Below are 11,477 nucleotides of genomic sequence, written 5' to 3' on the forward strand. Positions count from 1 at the left end.
CCGAATGCGTAACTTGGGCTGGATTACGGCAGAGGAAGACGAGAAGGCGAGAGAAACGAAAATTACCCTGGGGAAAGTTAGCTCGTTCCAACGTAGTAGTATGCCCTTCGTCACTAATACTGCGGCTCAAGAGTTAGAACGGGAATACGGACTAGAAGCCGTGCAAAAAGGCGGGCTGCGGGTGCAAACTACCGTTGATTCCAGAATGCAACGGCTGGCTGAAGAAACCGTAGCAAAATGGCATAAAACCATTCGCTCTCAGGGAGTCCGCGCCGACCAGATGGCTTTGGTGTCAGTCGATCCGCGCACTCAATTTATTAAAGCATTGGTAGGTGGGGTAGATTATCAAAAAAGCGAATTTAACCGAGCGACTCAAGCCCGCCGCCAGCCAGGATCTTCTTTTAAGCCGTTTGTCTATTACACGGCATTTGCTTCAGGAAAATTTACGCCTAATAGTGTTATCAACGATACTCCGGTCAGTTACCGCATCCCTGGGGGAATTTGGACTCCGAAAAATTACGATGACTCTTTCAACGGTCCCATGCCAGTGAGGCGATCGCTCGAAGTGTCGCGTAACATTCCCGCCGTGAAGCTAGGTAGTGCTGTGGGTTTGAATAAGGTGGTCGAGACGTGCCGCATCTTGGGCATCAACAGCCCGATGGAACCAGTTCCATCTTTACCATTAGGAGCGATCGGTGTCACGCCTTTGGAAATGGCAAGCGCCTACGCGACAATTGCTAATTACGGTTGGCAGTCCAAACCAACTATTATTGCCCGTGTCACCGATAGTAGTGGTAACGTTATCCTCGATAACTCGCCCAAACCCCAACTCGTCTTAGAACCTTGGGCAGCCGCTACCTTAACAGACGTAATGCGGGGAGTCATCAATAACGGTACGGGAACCGCCGCTCAAATCGGTCGCCCCGCCGCAGGTAAGACGGGAACCACATCTTCAGAACGGGATATTTGGTTTGTCGGGTTCGTGCCACAATTAGCAACAGCTGTTTGGGTCGGCAACGACAACTACCGTCCTGTAGGTAAAGGCGCAACAGGTGGCGTATTCGTTGCCCCGATCTGGCGATCGTTCATGTCACAAGCCTTAAAAAATACCCCAGTCGAGAATTTCCGTCCCCCTTCTCAGTTCGATCGACCTAAATAAGAGAGCTGAGGAAGAATTTTGGATTCAATCTAAAATCGTCAATCTCAAATCTAAAATTGATTCACGCACCACTTTCTTGGTAAGGAAAGCCGTACATGGTGGCGGTTCTCTTTTTTTGGTCAACTAGTTTAATATTAAATTAATTGATATTGAATTAATTGTAGAACCAAGTTGGAGGAAAGATATGATTACACTCAGACAAAGCCAAGAACGCGGACATGCGAATCATGGGTGGTTAGATAGCTATCACACCTTTTCATTTGCAAACTACTACGACCCCTCTCACATGGGATTTCGATCGCTGCGCGCGATCAACGAAGATCGAGTCCAGCCAGGAAAAGGGTTTGGGACTCACGGACATCGGGACATGGAAATTCTCACCTACGTTCTTGAAGGCGCGCTCGAACATAAAGATAGTATTGGTAATGGGGCGATCGTCCGACCTGGAGAAGTACAACGGATGAGTGCTGGAACGGGAATTATGCACAGCGAATTCAATTCTTCTGCTACCGAACCAGTTCACCTCTTGCAAATTTGGATTCTGCCCGATCGCCAAGGCTTGGAACCGAGTTACGAACAAAAAGCCTTTTCAGTTGCCGAAAGACAGGGAAAATTGCGCTTAATTGCCGCTAAAGATGGACGCGATGGTGCTGTGACAATTCATCAAGACGTGAATTTGTATTCAGCCATATTGCAACCGCAAGATCGGGTCACTTATCAATTGCAACCAAATCGTTACGCATGGTTGCAAGTAGCGCGGGGTGCAGTGACGCTCAACGGTCATAGCTTGAACGCGGGAGATGGAGTAGCAACCAGCGGCGCTGAATTGTTGAAAATTAGCAGCGATCGCGATGCGGAAATCTTACTTTTCGATTTAGCGTAACTGCTGCGGGAGCTGAGAGGCAATACATCTCGGTTAGAGACGCAAAGATCCTGAAGATCCCCCATCCCCCTTAAAAAGGGGGCATTCATTCCCCCCTTTTTAAGGGGGGTTAGGGGGGATCTTACCTTAATCAAATTTCCTGACTCCTGTACGGACGGGTTTTGGACAAAGATTTATCGTTACTAACCGTGAATATGCTTGCTAAACCCGCCCCTACAACTTCTGATAACTGACAACTGATAACTGATTTAACGGCATGGTTTTGCTTGAGGCATACTCGCTTTTCCTAATATTGCCGTGCGGTAAAGGCGATCGAATTCCCGTTCGTAGTGGGCTGCAACTGTGGGATGATCGATAATAATTAAGGTTTCATCATTAGAATAATTTGCCGCTTCCGACCAATTATGACTACCTGTAATGACTTGTCTGCCATCTAAGATTGCCATTTTACTGTGTACGCCGCGATCGCCTGTTGTTGCTTTGGGAAAACCAACTGTATTAATGGGACGATACCAAGGTTTGATATTATTAAGACCCTTTTTGCGATGAGTCGGACATAATCCCATTGCATCGTAGGCTTTAGAGTAAGATTGTCGATAAAAATCTGGATCTATTAGGATTTTAATATCTTCTACTCCTGTATCTCGTACTGTTGCTAAACTATCGCTAATTTCTCGATCTGAAAACACAAAAACGGCAACATGCACGCTTTTTTTCACAGATTTGATAGAATAAGCGATCGTACCGTTACTAGTCATACCAATGCTTTCAGTGCGAGGGGCAGGTGAAAAGTTCAGCGTAACATGACCCGTTCCAACTAAAAATGTTAAAGGCTGTCTGCGTGGCTTACGAGATTTAAATAATCCCTGCCACATATAATTAAACTCATCTGTTAAAGCTTGAGCAATTTGAGGATTGTTGGGAATGACGACCATATTATTTGGATTACCTCGACTTGCCAGAACCTGAAAATCTCCATGCAAATCGGAAGTTGTAAAGTTACCACTAGATATAATTGTGGTTTTACGATCTACAACTAAAAACTTGTGATGCATTAACCCACTGCCTCTAGTTCTACCATTGGCAGTAATGGAGTCGTCTTTAATTTCGATGCCATGCGATCGCAACAAAGCTAAGGCATCGATTGGATATCGTTTTAGTTCTTCGTAAGCTCGGCGATCGTGTCGCTTCATGCGAGCAATTTCCGCTGAAGTATAATCAGCTAAAGTTTTATTATATTGACTATCAATTATTAGTCTGACTTTTACACCTGCTTTCTGTTTAGCAACGAGTGCTTTTGCAACCAGAGGGAGTCGAAATTCCATCACTGCTAAATCTATTGACGATTGAGCTTGAGATATGGCATCGATCGCTTGTTGTTCTAGATTGTCCCCTAGACGCATAAAATGCCGATAAGGGTCTTGATATGAAGCGGCTTGATTTTGATTAAAATAAACTTGAATAGCAGAGTCTTGAGGAAGCGGTTGAGTAATTTCTAAGTGTGTTTTGGATTGGAATATTTGAAATAAAACAAACCCAAAAACCAGTAAAAATACAAATAAGGCTATTTTAACTGCTGGTAAATGCTTGTGGCGACTTAAGCGTTTTTGTCTCATTCCTAATAATTGCGTTTTCTAGGCATTGTCTGAAGTTTTGGGAAATGTGTCGTCACAAGTAGCTGGTAAGCCTGACTTATGACGATACGAACTTATAATTCCCAATTTCCGAGAATTGTTATCCTCATACCATTTCTCTAAAATTATGTTCTAGACGCTCTTCTATAGCCCCCCTTTTTAAGGGGGTTGGAGGAATGTCACGCTCTACGCCAAAGCGAGCTTTTCAATCGCACACGGTTGTGCAGATTGGCTCAGGGAAAACTTTCTGGCTATTCTTATTGCCATTCAGACACGATAAATCTTAATATCTAAAATAAACAAACTTAGTGCGATCGCCATAGTAAACTTGCAACAGGACTTGCAATATAAGTATCAAAAAATATAAGTAGTAAGTCAAAGGTAGACATGAAAACAAAAATAGTTTGCGCTTCACTACTTTTAGTATTAACTCCTTTATCGCTTGCCATCAGCGGCTGCGATGCTGAAGAAAATAATTATGCAAATAATTCTGATGTAACTTCTACTACTCAAACTACAGAAATCAAGACAAACTTAACACAATCAGGTCGATCTACCGAACTCGATCCGTATGCAGCAGAAGCCTACTATCAGCAGCTATTGGCACAATATGGGGAAAATTATCAAGAGTGTTTAGAGCCTGTATCAGTTAATCTCGATTCGGTTACGAACTCAAATGCTTCTGAGGTAGATCCCACAGAAAAAATTACTAAAATGAAGCAGCAGAATAAAATTTTTGTGTTAGACGCTTCTGATTCTATGCGAGTGTTTACAGGTAGTGGTACTACGAAATTCGACATTGCTAAAGCTGCGATCGCTCGTTTTGTCAGTACATTTCCTTCTACAACTCAAGTTGGAGTTAATATATTTGGCGATCGTAGCGCCGATGCAACAACAGATCCGACTACTGTATGTGCTGCTAGCGAAACTATGTATTCCCTAGTACAGTTGAGCAGCTTAATTTTAGCACCAGCCAACGAACCCACCTCAGAGGCTGAATTTAAACCAATTTATAAACCAATAACGGCAAGTCTATCAAGATTAAACGATATTCTAAGCGATCGCGATGGTGCTAGCAATCAAAATATTATTTATTTAATTACTGATGGGACAGACAATTGTAATGGTGATGCTGTAGCAATAGCTAGAGAATTGCACAATTCTCCGGCAGCAATTACGGTAAATGTTATTGGCTTAGATGAAAATGAAACCACGCAGCAGCAGTTGCAAGCCATAGCTGAAGCTGGCGGAGGTGAGTACTTTCTAGCACGCGATGCCAATGAATTCAATACTGCTTTTGAACGAACACAAAAGAAAATCGAGGCAGAAAAATATACAACAATTCAACTAACAGAAAATCGACCTCAACCTCCTACAAGTTCTAATCCTAACATCAATCAGATTACAGCTTGTACTACAGTTAAAATGAATCGCGAGCTAGGTCAAATTATTAGTCAGGTTAATCGTTTATCTGCACTCCAAGGAACAAATCTTAAGTATAATAATCATGTTTTAGCCCGTTTGAAAGAAAGGCAAGAGCGGATTACAACATGGCGCGATCGCTTGTTAACTAATACTGGCAATCCTCAAATAGATTTAAATTTATTTCGGCAGGAATTGGCACAGGCAACGCAATAATTAGTGGTGCGTGGTGCGCTCTTGCGTGGTGCGTGCTTTAATGCGCGAATTTTGAATTTTGAATTGCTCCCTCAGCTCTCTTCTCCCTGCTCCCTGCTCCCTGCTCCCTGCTCCCTGCTCCCCGCTCCCTGCTCCCTGCTCCCTGCTCCCTGCTCCCTTCAACAACAAATAATAAAGTTGTCCGTTACTGACTGTAACTCCAGCACGCTTTGCTGCTAGATCGCCTGTTCCCATAAAGTAATCGACTCTACCCGCTCCTTTGATGGCGCTACCCGTGTCTTGATTGAGGACGTAGCGGCTAACAGTACGTTGTTCTAGCCGTCCTTGCCGATCGAAATAAGGAATTTGGGTATGAATCAGCGCTAAAGCACCAGGCGGTGTAAGTGACTTATCTGTGGCGATCGATCGCTCGGCTGTGACTGGTACTCCCAGATATCCGTGAGGTGCAGCGTTGTTTGTGGGTTGAAAAAAGACAAATGTACGATAGCGGGGTAGATACGTATTTAATTCTGCCGGGTGTTGGCGAAAGTATTGCAATACAGCAGGTAGAGTTAACCCATCGGCGGGAAGTTTGCCATCTTTAATCAGTTCTTTGCCGATGCTGGTATAAGGGAACTCAGTCTTTCCAGCATAACCGACAGTCATGATACTACCATCTGTCAGGTGCAGGCGTGCCGAGCCTTGGATGTGAACCAGAAAGGCTTCTAGGCGATCGCGCAGCCAAACCAGTTCTTGTCCGTGCAGCCGACTTTTCGCTCCCAATAAACCATTCTCGCCTTCTAATTCAGCTCTGGTAGGATGGGGTTCAGTCCACGAAGCAAAGTCGGGTGGGAGTCGATAAAGAGGATAGCGATATTCAGCCGTTTTAACGCGGCTAGCAGGATAGATCGGCTCGTAGTATGCAGTAAATAGTACCTCACTCTTACCATCTTGTGCCGGAAATTGATACAGTTCAAATTCTTGCTGGACGGCAGCTTGTAGTTGTTCTGGAGAACGGGAGTTAATAACCAACTGGCGAAATCGCACTAAACTACGCCAGACGCGATCGCGGGTAATCTCGCGTAGGGGATACTGTTGATAAGCTGCAATTGCTTGCGGCGATCGCAAATATCGCAAACTGTTATCAATCGCTTTGAGTAAAGCTTGGCGATCGCCTTTTTTACCTTGACCCCAAATCTGTTCGTCCCAACCCAAGCGATCGGATTTTTGTTGTATATTAGCAGGTACGAGCTGGACTGTGGCAGCACTAGCATGAATTGTAGAAGCTTTACCTGTAACGTCTGCCGATAGTGATTGAGCCAGGACTAGGGCAAATAGTGCTACTGTCTGTTTCATCATTAACGAACTATACACCAGCGATCGCATAAGTACGATTGATTTATAGTTTTTTAATAAAGTTTTTATTAACTCGATCTGAGACTGGTAAATACTGCGATCGCATTTAAAATTTTCAATTATTTCATCAGTGTAATTTTACATTAATAACTCAAATGCCAACATTGTAAAAGGAGTCAGAATAACTCAGAACTTGTAAATTCATTAGTTGTAAATCCTATTCGCCCGATAGTAGCCCGTACAAGGAAGTTAATGTTAAATTATGTAGCGATCGCTTATACTAAGACAGTTGTACTAACCCAAGCTTTAAGACAGATAGAATGTAACTATGGCTACATTTGATGTAGAGCATTCAATCGATACCAACATGGAACTATCATCAAGATCTCCTTCAGAAGAGGTAGATATTCTCCGCGAACAAGTAGAGATTCTCCGCGAACAGATGGAGTCTTTACATCGAATGGTAGAACATCTAGGAGCAAAGTTACTTGATAAGCAGCAACAAATACAAGATCTAGAGCAAGAATTAGAACAAACAAACAAAGAATTGTGCCGAGCACTCGCCCCACACCAGCAAGAGATTACCCCAGCAAAAGATTACCAAGGTGAAGCACTCGATCGGCAAGTTTCAGTCAGCGAGTCTTTAGCTGCACTATTCAATGCTACTTACGGTCGCGGCATCCTAGCAAAGAAACTGGAGGTAGAAGAGGCGATCGCAAACATAGCTAATTTACCAGATATGGTAGCTCAGCAAATCTTAAATGATTCAAAAGAATTAAAAGCTCATTCACAGCAACTTAGCTTTCAATTCAACGAGCTTAGATTTAAGTTTAGTGAAAATAAAGCTAGTTTCATGAAATTTCAAGAGAACCGAACTCGAAACTTACCAGAATTGCAACAGCAATCTGACAGTCTAACGATTGTATTTCAGAATTTGCGAGCGCATCAAACAAGAGCCGAGGCAAACGTAACGCAATTCCAAAAACATTTGGATCAAACAAAAAATTTATTAAATGAATCCAAGGCTTATATAAAACCAGTAAAGTTGAGTTCGGCAAGTTATTTCAACTCAAAAAAATTTGCAAAAGCCGATTTCAGCTTAGCTGAAATCGGCTTTTCATCTAAGTTGATAATTAAGTTAATGATAGTTCAATAAATACTATAACGTATCCCATGCAGGTGTAATACATGCGTAGGGGCGTACAACCGTGCGCCCCTACAGAATATATGTACTTCATTCAACTGAAAATAGCTATAGAAATGTGAAATAATAGTAGAGAATCTGTTTATTTTACTGTCCAATCTTAAGAATGCTGTTGTTTTAACTTTCTCATTTCTGCTTGAGCGCTAACGGCAATTTGTCAGATTATTAGCAAATAACTGTCAACCGTCAACTGTATTCAACGGTAAGGTGAAGTAGAAAGAACTACCTTCACCTAAAATACTTTCTGCCCAGATTTGCCCTTCATGTTGGCGGATAATACTGCGACAGATGGCTAAACCTAAACCTGTGCCTCCTTTTTGACGGGAATCGGAAACATCGACTTGTTGAAATTGTCCGAAGATCGTTTCTAACTTATCTGCTGGAATGCCTCTGCCTCGATCTTTGACTTGAAATAGGACGTAAGAAGTCGGGAGAGTAGCTAGTGGCTGGTGGCTAGTGGCTAGAATTGCTCCCTCGTCTCCCCCCTCTCCCTTGTCTCCCTCAGCTCTCTTCCCCCTGCTCCCTGCTCCCTGCTCCCTGCTCCCTAATTCAGCACTCAACCAAACGGTACTGCCTGGGGCGGAAAACTTGACGGCATTACTGAGTAAATTTGTCAAAGTTTGAATGATGGCATCGGGAGCAGCCCAAATTTGCATCTGGAGTGGGGTGAGGGTGAGGGTCACTTGATTGTGTTCGGCACTGGCTCGCATGGCTTCTACCGATTGCAGCATTAGATCTGCGGCATTGCAGTGTTGTCGTTCGAGGGTGACTTTGCCAGACTCCAACCGCTCTAAATCGAGAATGTCGCTGACGAGTCGCACTAGACGAGCGGCGCTTTCTGCGGCTACTTGTAACATCCGCTTGCCTTTTTCGGGCTTGTTGTCGTAAACGCCAGTGGCGAGTAAGCCCAGGGAACCGCGCAAAGAAGTTAACGGGGTGCGGAGTTCGTGGCTGACAATACCGATGAAATCATTTTTCATCTGAGCGATCGCCCGACTTTCGGTAATATCTTCGATCGTGCCGACATGTCCTATATACGTCTCATCGTCGCTAAATAACGGTACGGCTTGAACGCGACAGTAACGGCTCGAACCATCTTTACGGACGAAGTGAAACTCACTGAGACATGATTTCATCTCGTCCACGGCTTTCGAGTTCTGGGAAATAACGAAATCGCGGGTTTCTGGATGGATCAGTTGCAACCATCCCCTGCCCATTGCCTCTTCAAACGTACAGTCGCAAATGAGTTGATAGCGGGGATTGATGTAAGTATATTCGCCGCGATTGTTAGTTCTAAAAATGCCCAATGGCGAATTTTCACTCAACAAGCGAAATTCGGTTTCGCTCTGGCGTAATGCCTGCTCGATTTGGCGGCGTTCTTGCAGTTCAATTTGGAGTTGTTGGTGCAGTTCTGACTGTTGAATTGCGATCGCCATTTTGTTAGCCAGTTGCTGCAACAACTTAATTTCCCAAGCTTGCCACTCTCGCGGTTGGCTGCACTGATGGACGATCAATAATCCCCAAAGCTTGTGCTGTTGAATAATTGGAATCGTCAGCTTTGCTCTGGCTTGGGTTTGGTGCATGAATTCTACCAAGCAAGGTGGAATATTCCCACTGTCGCGATCGCAAATAATACCAATTTTGCCGCGCAAATATTGCTGTTGGGTATGCAGAGGAAATGCTTCAATTGAAAGGACGAGATCGAGTAACGACTTCCACTCTGGTGCAACGGCTTGGGCTATAACTTTGCCGCTACCGTTAGGTTCGATCTGATAAATTACAACTCGGTCTGCTTGGAGAAATGCTTGCACTTGCGTGACAGTTGTGTTCAGTATCTCCTCTAGATTGAGGGACTCGCGCATTTTTTGGACGATCGCATTGAGCAGATGCTCTCGCTGCATTTGCTGTCGTTGGGCGATCTCAGCCGCTCGGATGGCTGTAATATCGCGACCGAGGGCAAGGATAGAATGGACAGTACCATCAGGGGCGGTTTCTGGCATCAAGCGCGTTTGCGAGAACCCTATAGTACCATTAGCAGTCTGGGCACTCAGCTCGATAATTTGCTCTTGTCCCGTGGCTAAAACCATCTGTAGTGCTGGCTCGAAAGTATTTACGAATTCGGCAGGAAAACCCATTTCGCGGATGGTTTTGCCGATAAACGCTTTTGGGGGAATGCCTAATTCTTTTTCGATCGCGGAGTTAATGTATGAGTGCCGCAATTGGCGATCGAAACGAGCAATAACATCGGGGGAATTTTCCACTAAGGCGACAAATTCTTGCTGGCGTTGGTAGAGAATTGCTTCGGCAAGTTTGCGATCGCTAATATCTTCAGCAATTCCGGCAATCCGATAAACTTCGCCTGCTTCGTTCCGAATCAAAAATCCTCGATCCCTGATCCAGCGCATCTTACCATCAGGGCGAATAATGCGATACTCTGCATCGTAACCACCGTGTAATGTCGTTGCTTGTAAAGCCTGCTCGACTTGGGAGCGATCTTCTGGGTGGACTGCTTGCAACCACGTACTAGAATCTCGATACAAATTTTCGCAGCTTTGACCCCAAATTTTTTCGTAAGCTAGGCTGATATAAATTACCTGGTGGTTAGCATCTGCAATCCATACCACATCGTCAAGATTCTCAGCTAATTGACGAAACTTAGCTTCGCTTTCTCGCAACGATTCTTCAGCCTGTTTGCGATCGCTGATATCGCGCCCTTCAGGAATGATTAGCACCACTTTTCCCTCTTCATCCCACACGGGTTTGAGCGAAAAGTCTACAGTGACAATTGCGCCTCCAGCCCCTATCAGGTCAACTTCGTAACGCACGAATTCACCTGCTGCTGCCGCTTTAATTGCTGACTGTAGGCGATGCCGCGATTCTGTGTCAGGCTGCCACCAAGGAGTTTCCCAAACTGGCATACCGATGACATCGGCATGAGTTAAGCCGCCAAAGTCAAGTGCTGTCTGATTGGCTTCTAACAAAATGCCATCCAGCGAAAGTAGTCCAATGAACTGAAATGTTTGGTTAAAGATTGCTTGATATCGTCGTTCGCGATCGCGCAGTGCTGCTTCTGCCTCCTGACGTTGGGCAATCTCCTGCCGCAATGCTTGATTTGCCGTTTGCCATTGAGCCGTGCGCTCCAAAATGCGCTGTTCGAGTTGAGTGTTGAGCAGGTTCAGTTCTGTTTCGGCAAGGATGCGATCGCTGATGTCGGCGATCGTGCCGATATAACCTAGAATGTCCCCATAACTATCTTTCTCTGCTACTGCCTGACCGAAGACCCAAGTTATCGTACCGTCGGGACGCTCAAACCGATACTCGGAGCGAAACATCGTCTGTTGTTGGGCGGCTCGATACCATTCGCTAAATAAACGTTCGCGGTCTTGAGGATGTATGCTTAAGATCCAACCCGTCCCCAATGCTTCAGGGGGAGTCAATCCGGCAATTTCACACCAGCGATCGTTGACATAGACGCAATTGCCTTGACAATTTGTCCGAAATATGCCAACAGGTGCAGCTTGAGTTAGAGTAGCGTAACGTCGTTCGCTCTGCCGCAATGCTTGCTCGGCTGAGTCGCGTTCGATCGCAATTCTGGCTAAATAAGTTGCTTTGTCGACAATATCC

The 11,477-nt window shown here is 44.8% G+C and carries 7 protein-coding genes; 4 read left to right on the forward strand and 3 right to left on the reverse strand.

Annotation, left to right across the window (positions count from 1 at the left end; all coding sequences use genetic code 11):
- Both ACRC32_RS20745 and ACRC32_RS20750 read left to right on the forward strand, forming a co-directional pair.
- Positions 1-1,159: transglycosylase domain-containing protein (locus ACRC32_RS20745; protein ID WP_438555748.1), on the forward strand; the 1,159-nt coding region annotated here is incomplete at its 5' end.
- Between the two features lie 184 nt (positions 1,160-1,343).
- On the forward strand, positions 1,344-2,042 hold the full coding sequence (locus ACRC32_RS20750) for a pirin family protein (RefSeq protein ID WP_438555749.1): 699 nt from the start codon (positions 1,344-1,346) through the stop codon (positions 2,040-2,042).
- Between the two features lie 248 nt (positions 2,043-2,290).
- Here the strand turns inward: ACRC32_RS20750 and ACRC32_RS20755 are convergent, their stop codons facing one another.
- On the reverse strand, positions 2,291-3,658 hold the full coding sequence (locus ACRC32_RS20755; protein ID WP_438555750.1) for a phospholipase D-like domain-containing protein: 1,368 nt from the start codon (positions 3,656-3,658) through the stop codon (positions 2,291-2,293).
- A gap of 405 nt (positions 3,659-4,063) precedes the next feature.
- Between ACRC32_RS20755 and ACRC32_RS20760 the strand changes: the two genes are divergently transcribed.
- Complete coding sequence (locus ACRC32_RS20760) at positions 4,064-5,314, forward strand: vWA domain-containing protein (protein ID WP_438555751.1); 1,251 nt, start codon at positions 4,064-4,066, stop codon at positions 5,312-5,314.
- Here the strand turns inward: ACRC32_RS20760 and mltA are convergent, their stop codons facing one another.
- Positions 5,315-6,652: a murein transglycosylase A gene (gene mltA / locus ACRC32_RS20765; protein WP_438555752.1), complete on the reverse strand. Its 1,338-nt coding sequence runs from the start codon at positions 6,650-6,652 to the stop codon at positions 5,315-5,317. It abuts the gene before it with no gap.
- 325 nt (positions 6,653-6,977) lie between these two features.
- Here mltA and ACRC32_RS20770 point away from each other — a divergent pair, with 325 nt between their 5' ends.
- Positions 6,978-7,805 carry a hypothetical protein gene (locus tag ACRC32_RS20770; protein WP_438555753.1) on the forward strand — a complete coding sequence of 276 codons (828 nt, stop codon included), beginning with the start codon at positions 6,978-6,980 and terminating at the stop codon, positions 7,803-7,805.
- A gap of 227 nt (positions 7,806-8,032) precedes the next feature.
- Here the strand turns inward: ACRC32_RS20770 and ACRC32_RS20775 are convergent.
- A partial coding sequence (locus tag ACRC32_RS20775; protein WP_438555754.1) for a PAS domain S-box protein occupies positions 8,033-11,477 on the reverse strand: 3,445 nt, incomplete at its 5' end.

It is taken from the genome of Chroococcidiopsis sp. (assembly GCF_051657925.1).
Classification (GTDB): Bacteria; Cyanobacteriota; Cyanobacteriia; order Cyanobacteriales; family Chroococcidiopsidaceae; genus Chroococcidiopsis.

Bases quoted from the DNA above. Each gene is read 5' to 3' on its own strand.
- ACRC32_RS20760 (WP_438555751.1), top strand. From the start codon at position 4,064: ATGAAAACAAAAATAGTTTGCGCTTCACTACTTTTAGTATTAACTCCT.
- ACRC32_RS20755 (WP_438555750.1), bottom strand. From the start codon at position 3,658: ATGAGACAAAAACGCTTAAGTCGCCACAAGCATTTACCAGCAGTTAAA.
- ACRC32_RS20770 (WP_438555753.1), top strand. From the start codon at position 6,978: ATGGCTACATTTGATGTAGAGCATTCAATCGATACCAACATGGAACTA.
- ACRC32_RS20750 (WP_438555749.1), top strand. From the start codon at position 1,344: ATGATTACACTCAGACAAAGCCAAGAACGCGGACATGCGAATCATGGG.
- mltA (WP_438555752.1), bottom strand. From the start codon at position 6,652: ATGATGAAACAGACAGTAGCACTATTTGCCCTAGTCCTGGCTCAATCA.